Raw genomic sequence first — 25,650 nt, forward strand, 5'->3', positions numbered from 1 at the left:
TGCCCCTCCGATTGCCCTACGAGAGCCCTGTATTCCTTACGAGAGTAAGGCTGCGATAAGGGCAATCGTGATGGGGGAGGTGAGGGTGGAGAGAAGGATTCCATCTCTGGCGAAGGTCATACCGACTTCGTAGCGGGCCGCGTAGTTGTAAACGTTCTGACCGGTGGGAAGCGCTGCCAGAACCACGCAGCCGTAGAGCTCCGGTCCGCGGAATCCCATGAGGAAGTAGGAGAGCAAGAAGGCGGCGATGGGCATGATGACATTTTTGAGCGTGACTACGGTGATGATTGCCGGCCGGTCGGTCTTCTCGCGCATGGGTTTGCTGCCGTGTAAGGACATTCCGAAAGCCATTAAAATCATCGGAACTGCGGAGGCGCCGATCATGTCGAGGGGCTTAAACATAAAGTCGGGCATGATGAAGTGACCGGCGCGGGCGGAGAGCGCAGAGACGGCGATGCCTGCCAGAGAGCCAATCAGAAGCGGCTGTTTCAGAGGCTGCTTGGCTATATTTTTGAGCGAAACTTGGCCCGAAGTCGTCGCGTCTAACGTGATTAAGCCCAGCGGGGTGAAGAGCACCTGCTGCATGAGGAGAATGGGGGCTACTAAGCTCGGATTGCCTAAAATGTATGTGGCAACGGGCAGGCCGATGTTGTTGGAGTTTAAGTAGAGTGAATTTAAAACGCCGATGGTGGCATCTGCTGCGCGCATGTGGAAAAAGCAGGCGTTGAGAGCGATGAAAATGAGGCCCACTACTGCCGCCGAAAGGAAGGCCACAACAATGCTGGGGTGAACGATAACGCCTAGGTTTTCTTTGGCCAAAATTGCGAACATGAGGCAGGGCGAGGAAACGAAGAAAGAGTACTTATTGAGCACCATCTGAGTCGTCGGGCCGCCCACGCGGAAGCGCGCCGCCACATAGCCCACCGCGATGACCACGCCAATAATAAAGAACCCCTCCATGGCGCTCAAAAGCCCGGCCATTCCAACCCCTTCCCTTAGCTCAACCCCTCCATCATGCCACGCCCAGCCCCCACCGCCCCCGCTCATCCCACCATGTGGAAGCCCAAGGCGTGTTATCCACATTTTTCACGTTCGACCACATTGCCCCCACAGCTTTCCCTCGACTCCCCAGCATTGCTAGCTTCGAAAGTACGCGACGTATAGGCATCAATATAAGGGGTTGTTATGGGCGCAAAACAAATAAAAGAATTGAAACGAGAGCGGCTATGCGAGAACCGATTTACGCAGCTATTGGCGTTTGTGTTGCTTGGAGGTAAGAGATTGCGAAGGGAGTTGCAATACCACCTAGCATTTCGTTCAATAGGGATAGAATTAAATAATCTACAGCTATTGACTATCACAGTCAATGCAGATAGGCTTTACTGATGAGGCGCAAGAGGCTTGAGAAAAGAATCGCTCAAATCGCTCGCGCGAACGGGCTTACCACACAGTGGGAAGAAGGAGCTAATCACAGCAAGGTTACTGTTGGCAAAGCGCTAGCAATGGTGCCTAGGCACCGAGAGATTAACGAGCACACTGCTCAAGGAATAATCCGCTATATAGAGAGGAATTGCAAGTGATGGATGTAACGGCACGGTGCGAGCGTCATGACGGTTGGTGGGCCATTGAAGTAGACGAGATTCCTGGACTGTTTACTCAGACTCGACGGCTTGATCAGGTTGAGGATATGGTGCGCGATGCTGCTTCGCTAATGGGTAAGGAAATCGAGGAAGTTCGCGTGCTGCCGGTTATGGATAAAGAAACTATGCAAGCTGTGGAAGAGATGTTACAGGTGCGTACTGAAGCTCGCATTATTCAGGAGCGAGCCTCAAAAGTGTCTCGAAAAGTTGTCTCTCTACTGCGTAGGGAAGGACTTACTGTACGCGATGTGGCGCAAGTCACGGGCATCAGTTCTCAACGAGTGAGTGCTTTACAAAGGTCCTAGGCGGTGGTGATTTGCCAATACTGTTCTCTTCCTTAACCAATAGTATACTGGTGATTAAGTAATTTTGTTTGTAGTATTCTAGTGATTACGGATTGATGGTTGGCTCGTAGGAGGTGGGAAGAGATGAAATATGTGCCTACTGCGGTGAAGCGGGATTTGCGCGTCTTGGGGGAGCAGCTCACTACGCAGCGCAAACTCTTGGGCCTGACCGTCGACGACGTGGCTAAGCGGGCACGCGTGAGCCCCACAACCGTCCACAACTTAGAACACGGCAAGGCAGTACGCACCGACTCCCTACTCTCCGTAGCCCGCATCTTGCACATGGCCGACGCTATGGTCGCCGCCGCGGACCCCCTCCAAACCGACCTAGGCCGCCTCCGAGCCAACCAGCAGCTTCCCCAGCGCGTGAGGAAGCAAGTATGAGTCTGCCTGACCAAATAGAGGTGCGTACCACCCTAGGCAACGGTAGCGAAGTCCTTGCTGGCGAGCTCTACATCAACAGAACCGGTCTCTCCTTCCAGTACGCTGCCTCCTATATCAACAATCCGCTGTCATACGAGCTGGCACCTGCCATTCCCCTCACGCTTGGCGTATATCCCCTGCAAGAGCTGGGTCCGTTTTCTGATGCTGCGCCGGACCGCTGGGGGCGAAAGCTCTTGCAACGCTCCCTAGGTCGCTCCCGTCTAAGCGAGATTGAATACTTGCTTGGTGTTAATGATCTCACCCGTCAGGGCGCTTACCGATTCTTCTTGGATGGTGAACCCCTATCTGGCAGCGATGGTGTACCCGTGCTCACCGATTTACCAGGCCTGCTCAACACTGCCGACGCAGTTGAAGAAGGGGTAGAGGTGAGTGAAACAGCTTTGCGACGCCTTTATCGTGCTACCGGCTCTTTGGGAGGCGCTCGCCCCAAAGCAAGTGTTCGCGACGGCGGCAACCTCTGGCTAGCTAAGTTCCCTAAACCGTTAGGCGACCGCTGGGATGTTATTGGTTGGGAGGCTGTGACCCTTGAGCTGGCCCAGAAAGCGGGCATAAGCGTTCCCCAGCATCGTGTACTGAGCATTGCAGACGAGGCGGGTCGCAAGCGAACTATTTTGCTTACGCAGCGTTTTGACCGCTCGTCAAGTGAGCAAAGCAACCAGCTTCAGCGCATTCCCTACATTTCTGCAATGACTGCGCTCGATGCTTCGGACGGGCAGGGTGGCGACTGGCTAGACTTCGCAGATTTTGCTGCCAGCATTGGTGCTGACACTCGCCAGCTCTGGCTTCGAGCAGCGTTCGGCTCGGTCATCGGCAACTTAGACGATCACTTGCGCAACCATGGTTTCTTACGCATTGGCAAGAGTTGGCAGCTAGCTCCGGCCTTCGACCTCAATCCAGAACCTTACGAAGGCAGCAAGGCAGAGGTACATCAGCTTTCCCTCTTTGGAAATCCCAGCCCTAGCCTAGCTTCGTTCATGCAAGCCGAGGCCCTATCTCTCTTCCAAGTGACCGCAGACCAAGCAGCCCAATACCTTGCGCAAATACGCGCTGCGCTCGCCCAAGTTACGCCCTTAGCTCATGTGCATCGCTTAGATGCCGCTTCCCAAGAGATTATGGCTTCTCGCTGGCAATTGGCACAGGAGCAGATTGATTCTTTGATGAATTAAAATATCGTAAAACATTTATTATACTCGTTCCGGCTCTTGCGGTACTTTCGAATCTAAAGACGACTTACTTTTGCGCTGCCGGGCAAGCTGATAGCCTGCGTATACAAGCGCTGCAAGTAGAGTAAGGCAGAGCATGCTGCCACCGGTGAGGCGTTGCAGCGGTATTGCTCCTGCAATGGGCAGTAAGAATTCGTAGGTGTAGGGCAAAGGGTAGTCATCTTGGGCTTGACTTCCCAGTATCCAGTGAATATTGGCAGTTACGAGCTGTGCTTCGTGGGCGGGGGCCTTTACTATCCATACGCCTTTTGCGGCATTCCAAACTGGCGCGGGCGTGGCCTCTGTCTGGTCAAACTTAACGCCGGTAACTACGAGTTTTTGCAATCCAACTTGGACTGGTTCGTGCTGGTCCGCTGTCGTATCGGGCGGATTACCGGCACCATTGCTGCCTGAGCCGAGCTGGCCGTATCCGTTCCCGCCCCATGTGTATGCGTGGCCGTCGCTACCGATGGCTGTAGACTGTGTGCTTCCTGCGCTGATTTGGTTCAAACGAACTCCTGTTGGAAGCGTTCCTTGCTGTACCTTCACCGGCGTGGAGCGGTTGCTGCCGCTCGTATTATCTCCGAGCTGGCCGTTGTCATTGCTGCCCCATGTGTAAGCGTCTCCGTTGGAGTCAATTACTAAGGAATGCTTGTCGCCCGCGCTTATGTGGGTAAAACTGACGCCGGATGGTATAACTCCAGGATTCACCTGAGTCGGCGCATTCTTGCCCACGGTCGTTCCGTCGCCCAGCTGGCTCGATTGGTTGTCGCCCCAAGCGTACAGGTTATTGTTGTTATCTACGGCCAAAGAATAGCGGCCGCCCGCACTGATTTGCGTAAAGTGAGCTCCGGCGGGGAGTGCACCCGACTGGGTCTTAACCGGTGACTTTTCTAGACTTGAATTAGTGCCGATGCCGAGCTGCCCTTCGACATTACGGCCCCAGGCGTAAGTGTTGTTATCCTTCCCGATGGCCAAGGAGTGGTTGTCGCCAGCACTAATACTAGTAAAGGTCACGCCGTCGATTTGTGGCCCTAATTGAACTTGAACTGGCAGCCTTCGGTTAATCTGCGTGCCGTCGCCGAGTTGCCCCTCTGCATTTTGACCCCATGTGTATATCCTGTTGGTATTGGCAAGGGCTAAAACATGGCTATCTCCGACGCTGACTTGCGTGTATCGTTTGCCGACTGGTAAGACACCTTGTGCGATACGTCTTGGTGTGGGTTGGTTAGTCAGAGTGCCATTGCCCAGTTGCCCTGCGGAGTTTCTGCCCCAAGTGTAGATGTTGCCGTCGGAGCCGAGTGCAGCTGAGAATTCGCTGCCCGCACTCACCTGTAAGAAATGCACATTTGCTGGAGCAAGCACTCGTACTGGCAGATTTTGGTTACTCGAACTATCGTCGCCGAGTTGGCCATATTCGTTCGACCCCCATGCGTAGGTGTTGCCGTCGGAGCCGATGGCAAGGGTATGCTTACTGCCGCTACTAATCCGACTGAAACTGATGCCCTGCGGGGCAAGAGGCGGAGTAATAGCTACGGTATTACCTCCTGTAGTTGGTCCACGGTCGGGGTCAAGAGTGAACTTCCACTCCTCCCATTTTGCCGTTAGAGTCATAGATGAACTGACAGTATCGTTGAAATCCCAAGGTTTTCCGTCAGTTGTAAACCAGCCATCGAACCAATGATGAGACCACGTAGGCATCGGATTAGGCCAAGTAATAGTTTCGTCATTGCTCGATAGGGGGTGTTGATCGGCTGGGGCGGTGCCGGGAGCGCCTGCCATATCAAAATGAACTGTGTAAGAAGTTCTATATGTATATTTGAGAGTAGCCCTAGTTTGAGGTGCGCCGTTCAGTGTCCAATCTACATAGACGTTCACGGTACCGGCAGGATGCCCGGGTGCAATTACGTACCACAAGTCTTCAGCAGTATCGTGCCGGGGAGTGCCGGTAGCGAGTGCGTCAAAGCGTACAGCAGTGACGACAATATTCGGCTTTGCTACTGGTACAGGGGTGGTGCGCCATGTTGTTGTGCCGTCGCCGAGCTGCCCGTATTGGTTGGGGCCCCATGAGTAGACTTTGCCTTCCGCGGTAAGGCCTTTGGAGTGGATCCATCCTGCGCTTACATCTGCGAACTCTACACCGGCCGGAGATGCTACCAGAGTGGGCCTATACCTGTCTGTAGTGGTGCCGTCTCCTAGAATACCGGCGCTTGAATATTGGTTGTCATAGCTGCTATTTGAACCCCAAGCGTATGCTTTGCCGTTGTTGCCCAATGCAAGAGCGAAGTATGATCCGGCGCTGATGCGGGTGAATGGTACAGGTGTGGAGACTTGCTGGGGAGTGGAACGATTTGTAGTGGTGCCGTTGCCCAGCTGACCCACATTGTTGAATCCCCAAGTATACAGATTCCCGAGTTGATCGAGAGCGAGAGAGTAGCCTTCAATGAAATTACCACCTGCATATCCCCAATCAGCCTGGCCTCCAGCGCTGACACTGGTAAATTGAGTTGGAGTGTTAAAAGGAGTGGGTGAAGGATTATTCGTTGTACTGCCGTCTCCAAGCTGGCCGTAATTGTTCCACCCCCATGAGTAAGTCCTACTGTCGGTGCCAATAGCTAAGCAGTGTTCGCCGCTACAACTAAGACTAGTGAATTTAACCGGATTATTCAGCGGCGTGGGGCTTGGATACCAATTGTAATCTCCGACTCCTAGCTGTCCCCATCTGTTGTTTCCCCATGCATAAACGTTGCCTTCGCTGTCAAGAGCGTATGAGGAGGTGCAATAACCACTGGCTATGATGCTAACAAATCGGACACCAGCTGGTGCAGACAGGTTTACGAGTTGCGGAGTTGAGCTGTCTATAGTGCTGCCGTTGCCCAACTGACCTTGAGTATTCTTACCCCATGCGTAGATGCGGTTATCGCTGCCGATGGCGAGATTGTGGTACCAGCCCGCGCTTACTTCGGTGAATCTTACCCCTGCTGGTGTTTTAACCTTTACGGGGAGCACTGATCCTACGATTGGCGTATCTGAACCCAATAAGGTGGGATCGTTCGAACCCCACGCCCAAGTATTATCGTCATCTCCGATGGCAAGAATATGAGTACTGCCGGAGCTTATTTTCTTAAATTTGATACTGGTTTGGAAAGGTGGTTTGATGGCGACTTCGTTGCCGCCAGCGACTGGGCCGTGATCTGGATCAAGAGAAAAGCCTAAATCTGCGGAATCAGCGTGGGCGAGTATGGGGCGCGCTAAACTAGCGGACCCCCCCCCCCAAGACAGTCAAGGACATGAGTACTAAGAGTGTACTCACAGTGCGTACCTTACGCATAACCCCTCCAAAGCGGCGGTAGCAGCCGTAAATAGCTGCTGTACCAAAATAAAGCGAAACGTGCTAGTTGGACCGCAGTGCCCGAGTTCCCCAACCGCAAGGCAAGCAAAGTCACATGAATAGCAGACAGTCTAGCATTATCAGCTGAACAGCACCGCAATTCCAGCTTTTTCCTGCTGTACAAGCAAATCTTGAACCTGTTCTGTGTAATTTGCTTGATTGTATATACCAACCTAACTTGTTGTTTTTTGCTGGCGTACATACTGAATGCAGGGGTGATTGCGGGAGAAGAATTGTGCAACGCTCACAGATGTTACTGCAGGGGATAAAAAGTGTGCGATACTAGAAGGGTGGCGACTCTGCATGGTCGCCGTGAAGCGTAGGCGTTGATCCCCCTGCTCACTGCTTAGCAGCAGGCGACGGTGTCCGTCCACGCTCAGGAAGACTTTTTACAGAAGGCGTCCAGACGATGCGCATATAGTGCGCGGCTGCGGTGAGAGCGCAGTGTGAAGAATCGCTGGTGCCGCGAGCGCGAGGCGGTGCAGCGCGTCGCTAGGAGCATTGTGCCAGATACAACGCGCGAGGACTCAGCTATGAGCGAGACCTCTCACAACAGTGAACATCACAATACAGAGAGCAGCGAAGCGGTGGAAACCAACCCCGTTCGCAGGCGCAGGACCGGCCGGCGAGTGGTGCGTGGCACCGGAGCTGCTGATGCCCATGTGCCCATGCAGGTAGAGGCAGACAGTAGCGAGGACGAGAGCCCCCGCCGTCGCACTCGCCGCAGTCAAGCTCAGAACCAGACTCCAGCGCAGGACTCAACGCACCGTTCAGCGCAGACCGACAACGAGGAAGAGCCGCAAGAGCGTTCGCGTCGCCGTGCAAGCACGACCCGTCGCCGTTCTCGCGCAGAGAGTGCTGCCAGCAGTGAGCGGTCCGGTGAAGAGCGCTCGGGCCGCGAGGCTGATTCCGACGATGCTGCTCAATCTTCCGAATCTTCCGAATCTTCCGAATCTGAGGGCACTTCCACTCGTTCGCGCAGCCGTAGGACTACTGCGAGCAGCAGGACGCGCTCTGGTCAGGCAGGCGAATCACGCCGTCGCAGCCGGTCTGCAAGCGCCAAGGACGAGGAAAGCGACGAACGTAACGAACGCAACGAGCGTAGCAATCGCAACGACCGCAACGATTATGACGACGAAGATCGAGCCAGCGAAGAGCCTAAGCGTTCCAGCCGTGGCCGCCGGCGTGCAACTGCCGAAGATGACGAGCCGCGCTCAAGCCAGCGTGCTCGCTCCCGCACTCGCACTCGCGCCAGCAGTAGCGAGCGCAGTCAGGAAGCAGAAGTCAACGATTCCAAGGCCGAAGAGTCTGCGGTTGAAGAGCCTAAGAGCACGCGTTCTGGCCGGGCTACCCGCGCCCAGGCACCCGCTAAGCCCATGACTTCTCTGCTCTTCCAAGAGCCCATCATCCCCACCCGCTCAGCGAGCGCGGCCGAGAGTGAACCGGAAGACGACGACGAGTCCAGCCGCGAGGAGGAGCGCCCGAGCTCTCGCAAGACCCGCACCCGCAAGACGCGCACCGCTAGCGCCCGCCACACATCCCGCCGAGACGAGCGGGAGCATGAGCGTGAGGAGGAGCGCGAGGTTGAAGACGACGAGAGCAGTCAGCCCCGCCGCCGTCGCTCCCGCCGCTTAAATGCTGAGGAGCGCCAGGCTGCCGACGAAGTCGAGCTCATTGAGCAAGACTTGCGCGAAGAGAACGAGGAAGAGGCTGCCGAAGAAGAAGCTGAAGGCAGTACACGCCGCCGTCGTCGCCGGAACGAGGAAGACGAGGAAGATTCAGGTCTGACCCGTCGCCGCCGTCGTCGCCGCGGAGCCAAGGACGCGGAAGAGGAGCAGCCCGCCCGCCGCTCCCGCCGCCAGCAGTACGTAGACGAAATCACCGATATTGAGGGCTCTACCCGCTTGGAGGCGAAGAAGCAGCGCAGGCGCGACAACCGTCGCGAGCGCAGCCGCCAAACCCAGCTGGTTGAGCAGGACTTCCTCGCCCGCCGCGAAAACGTTGACCGCTTAATGGTGGTGCGGGAGAAGGAAAAGCACACCCAAATCTCGGTCATCGAAGATGGCATTTTGGTGGAACACTACGTCTCCGACATTGACGAAGTCTCTGCCGTGGGCAACATTTACCTAGGCCGTGTACAAAACGTCTTGCCCTCCATGGAGGCCGCTTTCGTTGACATTGGCCAGGCCCGCAATGGCGTGCTCTACGCCGGCGAGGTGAACTGGGATACCACCCGCTTAGACGGGCAGCCGCGCCGCATGGAGCTGGCTTTCAAGTCCGGCGACCCGGTGCTGGTGCAAGTTACTAAGGATCCGATTGGGCATAAGGGCGCTCGCCTCACTTCGCAGGTGACTCTTGCTGGCCGCTTCCTAGTATTGGTGCCTTCTGGCGGAATGACAGGCGTGTCGCGCAAACTCTCCGATAAGGAACGCGCTCGCTTGAAGTCGATTGTGGCCAAGATTGCGCCTAAAGATATGGGCGTGATTATTCGCACGGCTGCCGAGGGTGCCAGCGAAGAGGCCATCGAGAAGGACTTGGAGAGCTTGCAGCGTCAATGGACGCAAATCGAAGCCAAGCGCGAGGAGTTCTGGCACGGCAAGCGGCCTAAGCTGCTGCAAGGCGAGCCCGACGTGGCTATTCGCGTGGTGCGAGACATCTTTAACGACGATTTTAACCAGCTCATGGTTGAGGGCGAGCGGGTCTACGACCACATTCAGCAGTACTTGGAGACGATGGCTCCCGACCTGAAAGACAAGCTTGAGCGCTGGGATCCGGCGGAGCATCAGGGCAAGGATGTGTTCGACAAGTGGCAGATTGACAGCCAGCTGCGCAAGGGCATGGAGCGCCAGGTGTATCTGCCTTCGGGCGGCTCTCTGGTGATTGACCGCACCGAGGCCATGACCACTATCGATGTGAACACGGGCCGCTTTATCGGCAAGGGCAAGTCGCTTGAGGAAACCGTGACCCGGTGCAACTTGGAGGCTGCTGAGGAGATTGCCCGTCAGCTGCGTCTGCGAGATATCGGCGGTATGGTCATGATTGACTTCGTGGACATGGTTCTGCCCGCCAACCGCGATTTGGTGCTGCGCCGACTGGTCGAGTGCCTAGCTCGCGACCGGACTAAGCATCAGGTGGCTGAGGTCACTTCGCTGGGCTTGGTGCAAATGACCCGTAAGCGCGTGGGGCAGGGCTTGGTCGAGGCCTTCTCCGAGGAATGCCCAACCTGCAAGGGCCGTGGCTTTATTTTGCACGATGAACCGACCGTCTCTACTAAGTATGACGACCCATACGCAGTCAAGGGCGGCGACCCCTTCGTGAAGGGCAGTAAGCACAGTCACACTCCCGCGAAAGCGCCGAAAGAGCCGCCGGCACCGCAGGGCTCTTCGCCTGACGTAAAGGCCAAGCTGGCGCAGATTGCGGCGGCTGCGGAGAAGGCTGCCGAGGACCGCGCTGAAGACGACGACATTGAGGAGTTCGATCAGGAAGTACTCAGCGAGTCGGGCGCAATTGATACCGATGTTGAGCTTGAGGAGAGCTTCGATACCCCTAGCGATGACGGGGATAGCGAGGACTTCGAAGGCTCGGATGAAGGGCAAGAAGACGAAGCCAGCTCAGATGTCGCTGAGGAGGCATAAACTAGAACGTGTTTCGTCGGCGCGCTGCCATTTGACGAGGTGGTGCGCTTGCTTATATACTGATTAGCTGGTGTCTGAATTCGTCTGCTCCAAAGTGGCAGGATGAAGGTTCAGACGAGTGGCAGCTTAGAGAACACAGGCAAGGTAGGGCTATGTACGCGATTGTTAAGGCCGGAGGCCATCAGGAGAAGGTCGAGGTCGGTGACGTCATTCAGGTGAACCGTCTGGCAGCCAAGAAGGGTGAGTCGGTCGAGTTTCCGGTCGCGCTCGTCGTCGATGGTGCCAAGGTAACTCTGGCGTCCAAGGATCTGGCAAAGATCTCCGCCAAGGGTGAGGTCATTGACGATGAACTCAAGGGCCCGAAGATCAACATCCAGAAGTTCAAGAACAAGACTGGTGTAGCTCGTCGTAAGGGCCATCGCCAGCAGCTGAGCGCCGTCAAGATTACGGCCATCGCCTAAGCGCGAACCATTAGCTTTTAGTCGGGAAAGGACAAGACATGGCACATAAGAAGGGCGCGTCTAGTACGCGCAACGGTCGCGATTCTAACGCGCAGTACCTCGGTGTGAAGAAGTTCGGCGGCGAGTCTGTCGTTGCAGGCAACATCTTGGTTCGCCAGCGCGGCACCAAGTTCCACCCCGGGCAGAACGTGGGTCTGGGTAAGGACTTCACCCTGTATGCTCTGACTGACGGGAATGTGAAGTTCGGCGTGCGCCGCGACCGCAAGGTTGTTGACGTCGTCTCGGACTGATTTCGTCTAGTACGAACTCAAAGTCTTTATTAGCCGCGCCCTAGTCGGACGCGGCTTTTGTTGTATATTTGGCCAATCCTTGCGCAAGCTCGTTTGGCAAGAAAGTAGTTGTTATGAGTGCATTCGTCGATCGCGTGACCGTCCATGTGAAGGGTGGCGACGGCGGTAACGGCGCCTCGTCCATTCGGCGGGAAAAGTACAAGCCTCTAGCCGGGCCCGATGGTGGCGATGGTGGCGATGGCGGTTCGGTCATCCTAGAGGCCAACCCGAATGCCACCAGCCTGCTAGACTTCCGCTTCCTACCCCACCGCTCAGCCGACTCCGGCACGATGGGCTTGGGTGGCGATAAAGACGGCAGCAAGGGCTCAGACTTGACCCTGCCAGTGCCGGTCGGAACGGTCATCTTCACTGCTATTGGTCGCGAAGGCGAGAGCAAACGCCCCGGCGAGCGCCTAGCAGACTTGAGCCACCCCGGCGACCGCTTCGTGGTGGCCCAGGGCGGTGCGGGCGGCCTAGGTAATCGTTCCTTGGCCAACAAGACCCGCCGAGCACCCGGCTTCGCGCTCCTAGGCGAGCCTGGCGAAGAGCGCGACATCATGCTGGAGCTCAAGTCTATTGCCGACGTGGCACTGGTGGGCTTCCCCTCAGCCGGTAAGTCCTCCCTAATTGCGGCCATGAGTTCCGCCAAGCCCAAGATTGCTGACTACCCCTTCACCACGCTGGTGCCCAACCTTGGCGTAGTGCAGGCCGGCGATTACCGCTTCACCATGGCAGACGTGCCCGGCCTCATTCCCGGCGCCTCCCAAGGCAAGGGCCTAGGCCTAGAGTTCCTGCGCCACATTGAGCGCACCGAAGTTGTGGCCCACGTCATCGACTGCGGCACCTTGGAAGCCGACCGCGACCCCATCAACGACTACGAGGCTATTGAGCAGGAACTGTCTCTCTACGGCCAGCAGCTTGAACTGCCCCTCGGTGCCATTCCTATTGCTGAGCGCCCGCGTGTAATCGTGCTGAACAAGGCTGACTTGCCTGAGGCTAAGGAATTGGCTGAGTTCGTCAAGCCCGAGTTCGAGAAGATGGGCCATAAGGTCTTCATTATCTCCACCGCCTCGCATGAGGGTCTCAAAGAGTTGAGCTATTACCTGGCCGACCTTGTGACTCGCTTGAGGGCGCAGATTGCCGCCAAGCTGGCAGAGGAAGAGGGCGAGCGCGTGGTCATTCGCCCGCTAGAAGCCCGCCCACGCCGCCGCGACGATTTTGCCGGGGCTTTCAAGGTGGAGCGTCAGCAAAACAAGCTGGGCGATTACTGGTTCCTCGTGACCGGCACCAAGCCTGAGCGCTGGGTACGTCAGACTAACTTCGACAACGACGAGGCTGTGGGCTACTTGGCCGACCGCCTTGCCAAGATTGGAGTGGAAGATGCCTTGCGCAAGGCCGGAGCCCACGCTGGCGACGAAGTGCGTATTGGCACAGGCCGCGATCAGGTGGACTTCGATTGGGATCCCACCATCGCAGCCGGCGCAGAAATGCTCGACGGTGCGCCCATGACGGGCCGCGGTAAGGATTTGCGATTGGAAGAGGTCGAGACCCGCGCTCACCGCCGCACCAACACTGAGCGTCGCGCCCAGTATCGTCAGATGATGGACGCCAAGCAGGCAGTACGCGAGGCTATGGCTGCTGAGCGCAAGGCCGGTCACTGGGCGGATCCGACTATCGACGACGACCCCGAAGATACCCAGGGGCTTATCGGCAAGGCTCTCCATCCGGGGCAGGACCAGTAGGAGAATACAAGAGTAGGAAAGCGGGCTGAGGAGGCAGGAGTGGCAAGGCTAAGCGAGAGCGAGGTGCGCCAGGCGGTAGCGCAGGCAGGCACGGTCGTCGTGAAGGTCGGCTCGTCCTCGCTCACCTCGCCTTCCGGCCACTTGCGTGTGGAGCGGCTGGAAGCCTTGGTTGCTGCTCTCGCTCAGGCCCGCTTGCAGGGCGCAAGGCTGGTCTTGGTCTCCTCAGGCGCTATTGCTGCTGGCTTCGGCACGCTCGGCTTTAATTCGCGGCCCCAAGACGTGGTCACACAGCAGGCCACAGCTTCCGTAGGGCAGGGCATCTTAATGGCCCATTACGAGAGTGCTTTCGCCCGGTTTGGCCTGCGTGTGGGCCAGCTCTTGCTCACCGCTCAAGACACCATTCAGCCCGCCCAGTATCGCAATGCCGAGCGCACTTTGGAGCGCCTGCTGGACTTGGGTGTCGTGCCGATTGTCAACGAGAATGACGCTCTGGCTTCCAACGAGATTCGCTTCGGCGACAACGACCATCTTTCGGCGCTAGTGGCCAATATTGTGCGCGCAGACGCCATGGTTTTGCTCACTGATGTGGACGCACTTTACACAGCGCCTCCCACCAAGCCCGGCGCTCAACGCATTGCCTTCGTGCCGAATGTGGTCAAGGCTATGGAGACCATCGAAGCCGAAGATTCCACTTCTGGCTTGGGCACCGGTGGTATGCGTACCAAGCTCGAAGCCGCTCGGATCGGGGCTGTTTCGGGCATGCCCGTCATCCTCACGAATGCCGATTCTGCCGGCCCTGCCCTCTTCGGTGATCCGGTCGGTACGGCTTTCGCGCCGGTCAAACACCGGGGGAGTGCCCGCAGGTTGTGGATTAAGTTCGCTTCTGCACCCCGCGGCGAGTTTGTCGCAGATGAGGGCGCTGCCCGGGCTGTCTGCGGCGGCCGAGCCAGCCTCCTGCCCGCAGGCGTAAGCTCCGTCAAGGGCGAATTCTCGGCCGGCGACCCAGTCTGGGTCAGCAACCACTCTGGCGAACACATAGCCAAAGGCATCACCGCCTACGATTCAGAAGAGGCAGCCCGCCTCCTAGGCCAAACCACTTCCGCGCTAGCCAAGGCTCTAGGCCCCCAATACTCCCACCCCCTAATCCACCGCGACACCCTCGTCTTGGTATAGCTTCTAACCCACAATGCATGCCGCATTTCGTGTCTCTCTTTCGGTGTGGTTTTCTTTGCTCAAGGCTAAACTTGTGTAGCATGAGACCAGTTCGCCCCACTCTCAAAGCGCTTAAGCAGCTAGCAAACTATTCTGATGCTGCCAAACAAGCATGGGATGAAGCTCATAGAAAATACGCAGCGGGTGAAGAAAATCCACTGTTTGGGCTTACTCTTTCTCAACTCGATGATGAGCTGTTGCGATCGGCCAGCAAAGTATCAGCTGAATACGTGCATACCAATCCCCACAAAGCAGCAAGTCAAGCGGCTGGGCGCAATGTGTATGAGATTCGAGCAGCTGGCGGATTGAGAGCGGCTCTTATTTTTGATGAAGAAGGAGATCCGTGGGTTGTTTTCGCTGCTTCACACGATGAATTCCACAGTCAAGTAGCTGGGCAGCTACAGAAATCACATAGCAGTGATTGGCTGCCGAAAAATGTTGACTATGTTGCGCGAACTAAAGAAGAGGCCATTGAGCAAGCTGAAAAGGTTGAAGTTAGTCTTATACAGGACTTCTTTGAAGCTGTAAAATGCGCTGTTTCAGCAGAAGGTGGCACAGTCGAGTGTAGTGTTCCAACAATCGCGCATACAGTAATCAAATACATACAACTCAGTATCACAGTTGATGCTTCGGCTGACTTTTTGTTAGAAGAGAGCGGTCGAGAAGAAGGGCTGTTATTGCTTGACGTTAGTTTGACTGATCCTGGCGACACACTCGCAAAAGAAGGTTTGCTTAGGCTAGTCAATTATCTGCAGCCAGATGAGAGCAAGGTGGATTTCCGCCAAGGTTGTGATTACCAGACATATCATGTTGAAGCTTGGCTTACCGAGGCGAGAATCGCTCAAATAGTGGCCGCAACAGTTAGCGAAACTGGGGTAGCAGAGGCAGTGTGTCAAATGCGCAAGAGTCCGCCGGCACAGGCTGTCTTACACTACACAGATAAAACGCTGCTTGCCCAAGGCTTGGTGTTAGGACGTTCAGTGAGAGGATTGTGCGGTAAGTGGTTTGTGCCTACGCAAGATGAATCATGCGGCAAGTCTGTATGCCCTCACTGCGAGGGCATACAGCCAGTTATAAAAGGGATATTTCAATCCCCAGAGTCTGGTTCTGAGTAAACGATTGCCTAACTGAAGAGTTCTGCGAGTTCTTTGCGGTCTGCTTCAGTGTAGCTTGCGGCATCTTGGTCAATTTTGCGCAGGTCTTCAGTGCGATTGGACAGTGCGCTTGCGTATTCAGAACGGCCTTGCTCGCCGCGGTTGACGTAGTCCCACAAGTCATCTTGGCTGATGCGCCTGTTAGACCCAACATAGTGAAAGTTCAGTAGATTTTGATCCATAAGTTTATAAACGTAGGGGCGGCTAACTTTTAACAGTCGAGCAACTTGAGCAGGTGTCAAATCTTTTGAAGACACAGTAATTGAGCTGTCTTGTGACAATAAGAATTGCCTAATTGCCACGGCCAATGGCGAATCCTTGCTCATGTTCGCAAGCGCTTTGCGGAGCTCTTCTAAGTCGGAGTCTGTAATAGATTTAGCGGGGACCATGGTAAGTGTGTTCGACATCTTCGCCCCTTTTCTCGGTATATAAGCAACTCCACCAAAAGATGCCAACTATCTTGCTCTTAATGAGTCGTAGCTATTACCGGATTTATCTGTAAATAAATGTAATATCTGTAACAAGTGTAACATGCGTTGGGGTATGTTAAAGACGTGTTGGGGTGTGTTAAGGAGGCAACACGGGTAGTTGATAGGGAGATACTTGGCAGTGGATGGCGAATAAATGTTTGTCGTGTGATTCGCTCGCAGTTTGTCGCTAGGAGCTAAACTTGGGGCGACACTGCGGGGCGGGTGGACGGAATCGAGGGCTTGGGCTACAGTAGAAACTTGGGCGTTTGCTCTCGTAGCTCTCCGGTATCCACCGGGTTGAGTAGTATGGGCAAGTATCCCTTAGGGAAGTGGCGCAATTGGTAGCGCAACGGTCTCCAAAACCGTAGGTTGTGGGTTCGAGTCCCGCCTTCCCTGCCAATGGTTGGAATCAGGAACTAACGAAGGATGAATATGGCTCAGAAGGACAAGGTCGGCAAGCCCAAAAGGCCGAACATCTTCAAGCGTATCGGCATGTTCATCAAGCAAGTCTTTGATGAGATTCGCAAGGTCGTGGCACCATCTGGCAAAGAACTTCTTTCTTGGTCAGTGGCCGTGTTCTTCTTCGTGCTCTTCCTGATGATTTTCGTTACGGCTCTTGACTTCGGCCTGGGTAAGCTAGTTATGCTGATCTTCGGCTGATTTCCAGTAATTACTAGTTTTTGAGAAGGTGGCTCAGTTCATGAGTGATGATCAGATGGCGGATGCAATGAATGAGGAGGGCATGACTGCCCCTACCGCTGATGCAACGCCGGCAACTGCTGAAGAGCAGTCTGCCCCTGCGCCGGTTGAATCCGACAAGCCTTCTGAGGGCGAGGTCGAGCAGGCTGCAGCTGAAGCTACCGAAGAAGCCATGGCTTCCTATCAGCCAACCGATGCCCCGGCTGAAGAAGCAGCTTCGACTATGGATCAAGCCGAGGGCGAAGAGTCTGCCTCCGAAAGCGTTGACCCCGGTCAGCAGGCCGTCGACGAGTTTTCTAAGCAGCTGCGCACACTAGAAGGCAACTGGTATGTGCTCCACACTTACTCCGGTTACGAAAAGCGTGTGAAGACTAACGTCGAATCCCGTATCGTCTCCTTCGGTCTCGAAGATCAGGTCTTCCAGATTGAAGTGCCGATGGAAGAGGTCGAGAAGCACACCGACAAGGGCAAGAAAGTTGTTAGCCGCGTGCGCGTGCCCGGTTATGTGCTGATTCGTATGATGCCTGATGAAAACGCTCGTCGTATCGTTAAAGATACCGAAGGTGTTACCGGTTTCGTGGGCCCCAGCAAGGAGCCTGCCCCGCTGTCTCGCAAGGAAGTCGTCAAGATGATGGCCCCGATGATTGCTTCTGAAGCTCTCAAGGCCGCTGGCGACAAGCCTGCAGCAGCCAAGCAGCGCATGGTTGAGGTTTCCTACAAGGTGGGCGACCAAGTCACCGTCACCGAAGGTCCATTCGCTACCATGGCTGCCGCCGTCTCCGAGGTGGAGCCCACGACGCAGAAGCTCACCGTTTTGGTGTCCATCTTCGGTCGCGACACGCCTGTGGAGCTGGGCTTCGATCAGGTCGAGAAAATCGTCTGATAGCTTGGACGCTCTGGTCTGGTGAGCGTGGCATAATAATAAAACTTGCGCTGAGAGGCTCTGTGCCTCCAAGTGTTAGAAAGTAACAGTTGCGGGAGATGGGCTTCGGGCCTGTCGGATGAACCGCTTCGTAGAAAGAAGAACCAGTAATGGCTCAAAAGAAGAAGAAAGTCACTGCGCTGATCAAGTTGCAGATTGAGGCCGGTAAGGCCAATCCTGCACCGCCACTGGGTCCTGCTTTGGGCTCCCACGGCGTGAACATCATGGACTTCTGCAAGGCTTACAACGACGCCACCAAAGACAAGATGGGCCAGGTTATTCCTGTCGAGATCACTGTCTTTGAGGATCGTTCCTTCACCTTTATCACCAAGACTCCGCCCGCAGCAGACCTGCTCCGCAAGGCAGCCGGTGTGAAGAAGGGTGCTGGCAACCCGCTGACCACCAAGGTCGGTTCCGTTACCAAGGCCCAGGTTCGCGAGATTGCTGAGACCAAGATGCCCGACCTGTCGGCTCGCGACGTCGAGGCAGGCATGAAGATCGTCGAAGGCACTGCCCGCTCTATGGGCATCACCGTCACCGACTGAAAGTTCGTCGGTAGGGCGACGCTAGCCCACACCGCGACTGCTGATAGGAGAAGCAGATGACAAAGCGTTCAAAAAAGTATCGTCAAGCGCTGGAGAAGATTGATCGCTCCAACCTGTACACGCCGGAAGAGGCCATTGCCCTCCTGAAGACCATGCCCAAGTATGGCTTCGACGAGAGCATTGAGGCTGTCTACCGCCTGAGCGTGGACCCTCGCAAGGCTGACCAGCTCATTCGTGGCACGGTCAACCTGCCCAACGGTACTGGTAAGACCTCCCGCGTGCTGGTCTTCGCCCGTGGCCCCCAGGCTACCGCAGCTCTTGAAGCTGGCGCCGACGAGGTTGGCGATGACGAGCTCGTAACCAAGGTTGCCGGCGGCTACCTGGACTTCGATGCCGTGGTGGCAACGCCCGACATGATGGGCAAGGTCGGCCGTTTGGGCCGCGTGCTCGGTCCTCGTGGCTTGATGCCCAACCCCAAGACTGGCACGGTAACCATGGATGTTGCCAAGGCCGTTAAGGAAATTAAGGGCGGTAGGATTGAGTTCCGCGTCGACAAGAACGGCAACATGTCCTTCTTGATTGGCAAGGTCTCCTTCGATGAGAAGGCTCTGGCCGAGAACTTCCACGCTGTCAGCGAGGAAATTAAGCGCCTCAAGCCCAACACCGTTAAGGGCCGCTACATCACCAAGGCTACCGTGGCTTCCACCATGAGCCCGGGTGTGCCCCTGGATCTGGCAATGCTCTAAAGCTATAGCTTTACTCAGGCCTGCTGGTAACCGATTGGTTGCCTGCAGGCTTTTTGTTTATGCCCGGCTGTGCGGCTGACGTCGAACGATACTAACTATGAGTATCAAAGGTAACTTAGCCAAGCATGGGTGTGCGCGAGCTCGAGACTATTGCGCTGAAGACTCAGACTCTTCCAGCCGCGTTTGGCGGTGGAAGGCGAGTATGAGGAAGGGGAAGGCGAACACTAAGGGGAGTATATGGCGCTCGAAATTGTTGGCGGGAGACATCACCATAACGCCCATAATTAGGAGGAGCGGAGCCTGATACAGCAAGTCTCTCCAGCGCCCTCGCAGGGCCTCAGAAGCTAGCAAGAGTAGCGTCGCAACCACCCAGAAGTTACCCTTGGCGGGCCAGCCAATGACAGGCACAGCCGCCCAAGCGCGGGCAAACCAGCCTACGAATCCGCGCCAATCGTGGCACCAGTAGCGGATCCATGCCGATTTGTCTTGCACATTACCATTGTCAACATAATAGGAAACTGGCACATAAGCTGAATCGCCCAAGTCAAAATAGCCGTAGCTCTCAGCGAGGAAGGCGTCAACATATAGGGTCGGATTGCGTAGTCCTATCTGCAACCAAGCTCGGTTCAACTGCTTCATATCGTTAGCAGTCACAGTGCGCCAGCGGTAAACCGTAAGCTTATCTCCAGTGCCCGAAGACTTCACTCGGTCAGCATCGTTGGGATTGTATGCCTCAGCGGCGGCATCGAGATCCAGAATCGGAGCCAAATTCTCGCGCGCAGACTGGGGAATACCGGCTGGATTGCGCTGGGCTACGCGGGCAATCTGCTGAAGCTGCATGCTCTTACCCTCAATCGGGTCTCCCTTAATAACAGCTCCAGAGCCCACCAGCAGCCCCAGAGTGCCCTCATAAGCTACCAGAGGCAGGAGGAGGCAAAGCAAGTAGGTCTTCCAGTGTTTGCGGTCCGCAGCGAGAGCCAGCAGCAGTTGAACAGCCACGAGATACACAGCATATTTGGCCGAGGCCAGCATGATGACGCTCGAAAACAGCAGGGCCCATCGGTGGCGGAGTGCCATGGTGAGACCCCGCCTGCGAGCAAGATGGAACTCATAGCCGATGCCCAGCCACCACAAGCAAGCCCAAGCAAAGAGCGGCGACTTAGTCAGGGCGATAGTGCTCAAGAAGCTCAAGGGGCTCGCCAAGAGGACTGCGAGCGTGAGGGCGCGCGCCAGAGGGCCTGCGCTGGGCAGTGCGGGCTGGCTGGCGGGCTTCTGAGCGCAAGTGAATACCTGCGCCGGCTGGAAGAAGCGGTTGGCGGTAGCGGCAGCACAAAAAGCAGCAAACACCAGCTGCGCTCCCGCCAGCACGATAAGGCCAAGGTCTGCGGCTCCCGTAAGCTGGCGGGAAAGCGCCATAACGCTACCGTAGAGCAGGGTAAGCGGGAGGTTATGCTGGTCGGTCAAGTAAGTGGGTTGCGCGGGCCAAAGATAGTGGGCTGTGGGATACACGTCCATAATGGTTGAGCCGTCGCGGTAGGGCAGCTGCACGCCGTTGAGCGAATCGAGCCAAGAGGCCACCTCGCTGCCCTGAGATAGCACATCGGCCCCAAAACTAGCTAGGAGTGTGGCCCACACCCAGAACCAGCCCAGCAGCAAAACCACCATAATAGACTGCCAAGAGCGGGTGTAGCGCATGATAATACGCCCCGCGCGCCGCCAGCGAGGAGAAGCAGCAGCCCTGACTTGGCAACGATCGCCCAAGTTCTGAGACCGAGAGCGAATAGCTGAGGCAGTTCGGGCACCTATATTCACCCGGCCCCGCGCAGTGTTCCCCTTCCCCAACTTCTTCGTCCAAGCTGCGGCCAGATAGACAATCGCAAGAGTTATGCCGAAAGTGACCAGCCCAAGCAGCCAATTCAAGGCCCCAAAGTGGGCAATAGTGTCGTTGGCCCGGTAAATCGGCCCCACCGCAGTACACAAGCCAACCCAAGCGCAAGCCAGTACGGTCAAGACCCAAGCGATGCCATGCCCAAGCGCCCGCCCGCCCCAGCGAGTAGTGGGGGAGGGGCGGGAATTGGAGGCCTGCTCAGCGCTCGCAGGTAAAGTTTCTTGGCCGTTCTTCATTGCTACGATTCTAACTGCCAGTATCAACTAGTAGGCAAGATTCGCTCAGCGGTGGCCTTTGGCTAGCGAGCCTCGTACAATGAAAGCTACTGAGTAAGTTCGCAGCCTGCGTTTTGCGCCTGTTCCAAGCCCAGCGCTCCGCCCGGACCATCTGCAAGAAAGGGGAAGAGGTGCAGCCTAAAGAAGTTTCGGCCCATCCAGAGGCTACCATCGCCGAATCCCAGTATTCGCTGGCAGACATTGGTCGGCGCAAAGCTAAGCCGATTCGCTGGGTTATTTTTACCGGTGCTGCCCTGCTCGCTACCATTTTGCCCTATTGGTTTGGTCGCACGCTTGCCCTCAACCATACGGCCGGCGTTTTGCGGCTGGTGAGCGCTATAGACCCGCGCGGTATCGCCCTGATTTCTTGGACCGTTACCCTAGTTGGTTTAGTGGGCATTGGCATGTCGATTGTCGAATATTCGGCTTGGTTCTGGCGTATTGTTTTCGTCATTGGCCTGGCTGCTGAACAGCTTATCGCCGGCCTCTGCCTGCTCAAAATCAACTTCTGGTATTCAACGTATGTGGTCTATCAGCAGTCCGCCGTGCTGGCCAACGCTGCCAACTTAGGGATTCTAGCTGCCATCAGCGCCATGGGCATCTTCGCCGTACTGTTTGTGGCGATTCTGATAGCAGTCAAAAAAGACTCCCCCTGGAACGCTCTCACCCACTCGTGGTCCGCTTTCACCATGTTCTTCATTATCGAACTAGCAGCCATCCTCATAGTCCTCTTCGGAGGCCTAATCAACTAACCGCGCTCTCTGCGTGGGATTGGAGGTTTGCATGTTGGCCGACTTCCATGCTCATTCTCAATATTCGTTCGATAGCGACAGCTCGATCGAATCTTATCTCGATGCGGATAACAGGCTGCTAGTAACTACAGAACACTTAGAACTGCATAATAGCGCTCACAATAATATGGATGACATCCCCGATTTTGTGCAAATCAATCGGAATATGGCTGCCATCGAGGAAGAATCTCGCCAGTCGCTCACCACGGTTGTAGGAGCGGAGGTGGGCTACAGCCGTGAGCACTTCCAACAATTGGAAGACATCTTAGCCAGCCAACCGATTGCTTTGCGCCTCTTAAGCTTTCATGCCTATCGTGACCACGATTATATTGAGACAGAAGCTCATCGGGATCTGAGTGACAGTGATTACGCCTACGCATATTTCGATATGGTCTTGGAAGGCGTGGAGAAACTCGGAAGTCAAGTGCAAGTTCTGGCCCACTTGGATTATCCCCTCCGCTACCGAGAGAGTTTAGCGAGTGATGCGCTATTCGACCAATATCAGCCACAGATTGAGGCCATTCTCTTAGCTTGTGCTCGCCAGGGCATAGTCATAGAAATGAACACAAAGAGTATGGTGAAATATGGGCGGGAGTGCTTGTATAATCGGCTTGCTGAGCTGGTTGCCCACTTGAACAGCCCAGAGCACCCCCTCGAAGTATGTCTAGGCTCCGACTGTCATCGCGCTCAGGACTGGCATGCTCACTTCGAGCAGGCGCTGGCGATGGTTAATGCGCACGGCCTGAAGCCTATTTCTGTTGAAGGCATGCTTGAGCGGCGGATGGTATAAGTATTTGCCTCACTTCGCGCTGAGAGCGTCGTCGGTGGCGCTCGAAAAAGGCCTAGCCTCGCTCTAACGGCGATAGCTAGACCCTTTTAGATTAACGAGCTGGCCCGAAATTAAGACAGCTCAGTAGATGCGGCGAACTCAGTAGCTCTCGGAGACTGGAATCTCGAAGCGTACGTTGAGACCGCGCTCATAGTGGAGGAACATGTTGGCTCCGTAGCGGTCCAGATCGCGGTGGGTAAAGAGCATGCGGATGGCGAATGCAGTCTGTACATCTGGCGCCAACTCCTCGAATGCTTTGTGAGCATCCCAGCCGCCAGGTGCTACGGCCTGATCTGGCACGTACGCATACCCGTAGCCGTCTTCGTTCACATAGCCCATGAAGGGCAAATCCCAAGCCTTGTGATCGGTGAGTTGCTTCTTAAAGTCTTCAACGCCCTGCAAAGCTTCTTGGCCGATGCCGAAGCGTGCGGCTACCTTGTTAGCTTCTTTAGTCTTGGTTTCGGCGTCTTTTTCGAACAGAGAGCCGTCTACGACGATTGTCTCGTTGTCTTTCTCGTCTGCCATCTGTATTCCTTCCTGTAATCCTTGCTGTATCGGCGCAGTTGCTAGCTCGTTGTGAAGTCACCCACGGGCAAACTGCTCTGGACCAGTGTGGATGTGTTGCGTGATACTGCATTGCACCCGCAAGACCTAATTTAGCAAAGAAAAGCCTGTAATGTTCCTTCCGCTTGTGTGCTATTGAGTGTGCGTTTACTTGAAATTATTGCCTAAACCGCGCTCGCGACAAGCCCTGCGGCGTTGTGCAAAAGCTCACATAAATGCACAAAGCCCCTCTCCTGTAATTTTGCTCACAGGGAAGAGGGGCTTTGTGTGACCGCAAACATGCGGGCTGGTCTGCGTTTGTACTAGTTTTCTAAGGCATCGCCAGCGGCAGGGAAGGGCTTGAGCAAGACCTTGATAATGGTGAGATATTCGATAACAAGCACCACGACCAAGACGCCGAAAGCAAGAGTAGAGCCATTCGCAGTGCCGACTGCCTTACTGGAAGCGCCCGCCTGACCTGCCGCTACTAGAGCCGCGCACACAGACGTGCCCACAGCTCCGGCGAACTGCTGGACCGTGTTAAAGAGAGCGTTGCCGTGAGACTGCATTTGGCGGCTGAGCTGGCTCAAACCGGTGGTCATAATATTGCCGTAGCTCATGCCCATACCAGCCATATACAGCAAATACAAGGCGCAGATGCCACCGTTGCCCAGGTTCTTACCAAATACGAAGAAGAGCACCATGGAGACAATAGTGAGCGCTGGGCCGGTCATGAGCGGAGGCTTTGGGCCGAGAGTGTCGAGGATGCGGCCGCCCAAGGGTGCGAACGCGGCACCGAGCAAGGCTCCGGGCAAGACAATGAGCCCGGAAGTTAAAGCGGAGGAGCCGTTCACCAGCTGCATGTAGTTGGGCAGGATGAACGAGAGGCCCAAGGAAGCAATCTGCACGAGGAAGAAGGTGAGAATGAATCCCGCAAAGTTGAGATTGGACAGGGTGCGCAGGTCCAAGATGGGGTTGCTGGACTTGAGCTGGCGCATTACGAAGCATACGCAAGCCACGACGCCCACCAGCATAGCGCCGGCCACATGCAGGCTCAGGAAGGAGCGAGTGGTCATGGAACTAAAGCCATAGATGAGGCCGCCGAAAGTAAGAGCAATGAAGACCAGACTCAGCAGGTCGAAGTGGACCTTGCGCAGTTCGCTCTTTTGCTCAATGCTCAATACGCCCATAATGAGCGAAATAACTAGGATTGGCAGGATAAAGACGAAGACGTAGCGCCAGCCCATGCTAGTGACGACAAGGCCGCCGAAGGTGGGGCCAATGGCTGGGGCGATAGCGGTAATGAGCGTGCCCATACCCATCATCGTGCCGATTTTGCGGGCGGGAACCTGCTCCAAGATGATGTTAAACATGAGCGGTAGGGCGATGCCGGTACCTAGGCCCTGCACTACGCGGCCTGCCAGCAGCATGGGGAAGTTTTGGGCGGCAATATCGAGAATGAGGCCGACGATGAAGAAGAGGTTGGCAGCGATGAAGAGGGACTTGCTGCGGAAACGGGCCTTGAAGCTAGCTGAGAGCGGCACCATAATCGAGACAACCAGCAGGTAGATGGTGGTCATCCATTGCACTCGTTCGGTGGAGACGCCGAACTCGTTCATAAGCGTGGGGAAGGTGACGTTGGTAGCGGTCTCCACGATAACGCCTGAGAATGAGAGCAGGCCTGCAGAAATAAAGGCGCAGATAACCTTGGGGGAGATGCGATCCGAGCTAGGCGCAGACTGAGCGCCCTGGGTCGATGGGGTATTCATGGTTGACTAGTAACTCCTTAGATGTTTGATATAACAGAAAAAATTGGGCCGCGCGGGCTTAGCGTTTGTGCGCTTATAGGGGCGGCTGCTGGTCGACGAATTCGTCGGGATTGCCCACGAACGAAAGCATGCGCTCAAAAGCTGAGAGCTGCTCCGGTGTGAAGACTTGTTCAAATCGAAGCTGTTCTTGGTCGATGTAAGCCGTGATGATCGGTATTAGGCGCTCGCTTTTGGGGCTTAGGCGCACAATCTTTTTGCGGGCATCTTCGGGGGAGGAGACGCGTTCGAGTAATCCTTTAGCTTCCATGCGCTGCAACATGACGGTGAGCGTCGAGCCCTGAACGTCGAATTCGCTTTCGAGGATTCCTTGTCCGGACGCGTAGCCGGGACAGGTGCTCAAGTAGTCGATGATAGACATTTGGCTGCCGGTGAGTCCGTATTGAGCGGCGAAAGCGTCGAGGGCCCGGCTGCCTAGGTTGATGGCCCGCTTAATGAGACGGTAGTAGTTGGTGGGGCGCACGGCTGGGTCTATGGCTCTTGTATTGCTGTCAGATGGCCGCGTCATGCCCACCTCCTCGTCTCGTGGATTGTTGCGATATGCAAAACTATTAGTTAGCTA

The 25,650-nt window shown here is 55.8% G+C and carries 22 protein-coding genes and 1 tRNA gene; 16 read left to right on the top strand and 7 right to left on the bottom strand.

The window, feature by feature from the left end:
• Positions 1-36: 36 nt before the first annotated feature.
• On the bottom strand, positions 37-981 hold the full coding sequence (locus tag R8377_RS00910) for an AEC family transporter (RefSeq protein WP_317643089.1): 945 nt from the start codon (positions 979-981) through the stop codon (positions 37-39).
• A 598-nt stretch (positions 982-1,579) separates the two neighbouring features.
• On the opposite strand from R8377_RS00910, the gene R8377_RS00915 reads away from it, so the two are divergent.
• The 3 genes from R8377_RS00915 (at position 1,580) to R8377_RS00925 (ending at position 3,594) form a co-directional block, all read left to right on the top strand.
• Complete coding sequence (locus R8377_RS00915; protein WP_317643644.1) at positions 1,580-1,945, top strand: XRE family transcriptional regulator; 366 nt, start codon at positions 1,580-1,582, stop codon at positions 1,943-1,945.
• 123 nt (positions 1,946-2,068) lie between these two features.
• Entirely contained in the window at positions 2,069-2,368 is a 300-nt protein-coding gene (locus tag R8377_RS00920) for a helix-turn-helix domain-containing protein (protein WP_317643090.1), read from the top strand.
• The gene (locus tag R8377_RS00925; protein WP_317643091.1) at positions 2,365-3,594 is read left to right on the top strand and encodes a type II toxin-antitoxin system HipA family toxin; all 1,230 of its coding nucleotides are present in this window, start codon (positions 2,365-2,367) and stop codon (positions 3,592-3,594) included. The genes R8377_RS00920 and R8377_RS00925 overlap by 4 nt, the downstream gene beginning before the upstream one ends.
• Positions 3,595-3,612: 18 nt before the next feature.
• Here R8377_RS00925 and R8377_RS00930 read toward each other — a convergent pair whose 3' ends face one another.
• Positions 3,613-6,912 (bottom strand): RCC1 domain-containing protein, encoded by a 3,300-nt coding sequence (locus R8377_RS00930; protein WP_317643645.1) that lies wholly within the window; start codon positions 6,910-6,912, stop codon positions 3,613-3,615.
• 612 nt (positions 6,913-7,524) lie between these two features.
• Here R8377_RS00930 and R8377_RS00935 point away from each other — a divergent pair.
• The 6 genes from R8377_RS00935 to R8377_RS00960 all read left to right on the top strand — a co-directional run bounded on the left by R8377_RS00935 (position 7,525) and on the right by R8377_RS00960 (position 15,515).
• Positions 7,525-10,656: an Rne/Rng family ribonuclease gene (locus tag R8377_RS00935; protein ID WP_425605004.1), complete on the top strand. Its 3,132-nt coding sequence runs from the start codon at positions 7,525-7,527 to the stop codon at positions 10,654-10,656.
• A gap of 152 nt (positions 10,657-10,808) precedes the next feature.
• Positions 10,809-11,117, top strand: coding sequence for a 50S ribosomal protein L21 (rplU, locus tag R8377_RS00940; protein WP_317643092.1), 309 nt, complete (start codon positions 10,809-10,811; stop codon positions 11,115-11,117).
• Positions 11,118-11,155: 38 nt separating this feature from the next.
• Positions 11,156-11,407 carry a 50S ribosomal protein L27 gene (gene rpmA, locus R8377_RS00945; protein ID WP_317643093.1) on the top strand — a complete coding sequence of 84 codons (252 nt, stop codon included), beginning with the start codon at positions 11,156-11,158 and terminating at the stop codon, positions 11,405-11,407.
• Between the two features lie 113 nt (positions 11,408-11,520).
• Positions 11,521-13,188 carry a GTPase ObgE gene (gene obgE, locus R8377_RS00950; protein ID WP_317643094.1) on the top strand — a complete coding sequence of 556 codons (1,668 nt, stop codon included), beginning with the start codon at positions 11,521-11,523 and terminating at the stop codon, positions 13,186-13,188.
• 39 nt (positions 13,189-13,227) lie between these two features.
• Complete coding sequence (gene proB, locus R8377_RS00955) at positions 13,228-14,361, top strand: glutamate 5-kinase (protein WP_317643095.1); 1,134 nt, start codon at positions 13,228-13,230, stop codon at positions 14,359-14,361.
• A gap of 80 nt (positions 14,362-14,441) precedes the next feature.
• A complete protein-coding gene (locus R8377_RS00960; protein WP_317643096.1) occupies positions 14,442-15,515 on the top strand; it encodes a DUF3039 domain-containing protein in 1,074 nt (357 codons plus the stop codon).
• 8 nt (positions 15,516-15,523) lie between these two features.
• Here R8377_RS00960 and R8377_RS00965 read toward each other — a convergent pair whose 3' ends face one another.
• Entirely contained in the window at positions 15,524-15,961 is a 438-nt protein-coding gene (locus tag R8377_RS00965) for a helix-turn-helix domain-containing protein (RefSeq protein ID WP_317643097.1), read from the bottom strand.
• 386 nt (positions 15,962-16,347) lie between these two features.
• Between R8377_RS00965 and R8377_RS00970 the strand changes: the two genes are divergently transcribed.
• From R8377_RS00970 to rplA, 5 genes are all read left to right on the top strand, one after another.
• Positions 16,348-16,423: transfer RNA gene (locus R8377_RS00970), tRNA-Trp, on the top strand.
• A 33-nt stretch (positions 16,424-16,456) separates the two neighbouring features.
• A complete protein-coding gene (gene secE, locus R8377_RS00975) occupies positions 16,457-16,684 on the top strand; it encodes a preprotein translocase subunit SecE (protein WP_317643098.1) in 228 nt (75 codons plus the stop codon).
• Positions 16,685-16,895: 211 nt separating this feature from the next.
• Positions 16,896-17,606, top strand: a complete 711-nt coding sequence (gene nusG, locus R8377_RS00980) for a transcription termination/antitermination protein NusG (protein WP_425605030.1) — start codon at positions 16,896-16,898, stop codon at positions 17,604-17,606.
• Between the two features lie 149 nt (positions 17,607-17,755).
• The gene (rplK, locus tag R8377_RS00985; RefSeq protein ID WP_317643100.1) at positions 17,756-18,190 is read left to right on the top strand and encodes a 50S ribosomal protein L11; all 435 of its coding nucleotides are present in this window, start codon (positions 17,756-17,758) and stop codon (positions 18,188-18,190) included.
• Positions 18,191-18,246: 56 nt separating this feature from the next.
• On the top strand, positions 18,247-18,936 hold the full coding sequence (rplA, locus tag R8377_RS00990; protein ID WP_317643101.1) for a 50S ribosomal protein L1: 690 nt from the start codon (positions 18,247-18,249) through the stop codon (positions 18,934-18,936).
• A gap of 147 nt (positions 18,937-19,083) precedes the next feature.
• Here the strand turns inward: rplA and R8377_RS00995 are convergent, their stop codons facing one another.
• Positions 19,084-21,060: a DUF6020 family protein gene (locus R8377_RS00995; protein WP_317643102.1), complete on the bottom strand. Its 1,977-nt coding sequence runs from the start codon at positions 21,058-21,060 to the stop codon at positions 19,084-19,086.
• A 170-nt stretch (positions 21,061-21,230) separates the two neighbouring features.
• On the opposite strand from R8377_RS00995, the gene R8377_RS01000 reads away from it, so the two are divergent.
• Entirely contained in the window at positions 21,231-21,851 is a 621-nt protein-coding gene (locus R8377_RS01000) for a hypothetical protein (RefSeq protein ID WP_317643103.1), read from the top strand.
• Between the two features lie 31 nt (positions 21,852-21,882).
• Positions 21,883-22,680: a PHP domain-containing protein gene (locus tag R8377_RS01005; RefSeq protein ID WP_317643104.1), complete on the top strand. Its 798-nt coding sequence runs from the start codon at positions 21,883-21,885 to the stop codon at positions 22,678-22,680.
• A 138-nt stretch (positions 22,681-22,818) separates the two neighbouring features.
• Here the strand turns inward: R8377_RS01005 and R8377_RS01010 are convergent, their stop codons facing one another.
• From R8377_RS01010 to R8377_RS01020, 3 genes are all read right to left on the bottom strand, one after another.
• A complete protein-coding gene (locus R8377_RS01010; protein ID WP_317643105.1) occupies positions 22,819-23,244 on the bottom strand; it encodes a glycerophosphodiester phosphodiesterase in 426 nt (141 codons plus the stop codon).
• 341 nt (positions 23,245-23,585) lie between these two features.
• Positions 23,586-25,031: a DHA2 family efflux MFS transporter permease subunit gene (locus R8377_RS01015; RefSeq protein WP_317643106.1), complete on the bottom strand. Its 1,446-nt coding sequence runs from the start codon at positions 25,029-25,031 to the stop codon at positions 23,586-23,588.
• Between the two features lie 73 nt (positions 25,032-25,104).
• The gene (locus R8377_RS01020; RefSeq protein WP_317643107.1) at positions 25,105-25,596 is read right to left on the bottom strand and encodes a MarR family winged helix-turn-helix transcriptional regulator; all 492 of its coding nucleotides are present in this window, start codon (positions 25,594-25,596) and stop codon (positions 25,105-25,107) included.
• Positions 25,597-25,650: the final 54 nt, after the last annotated feature.

Origin of the sequence: Bombiscardovia apis (assembly GCF_033095945.1) — a bacterium.
Taxonomy (GTDB): domain Bacteria; phylum Actinomycetota; class Actinomycetes; order Actinomycetales; family Bifidobacteriaceae; genus Bombiscardovia; species Bombiscardovia apis.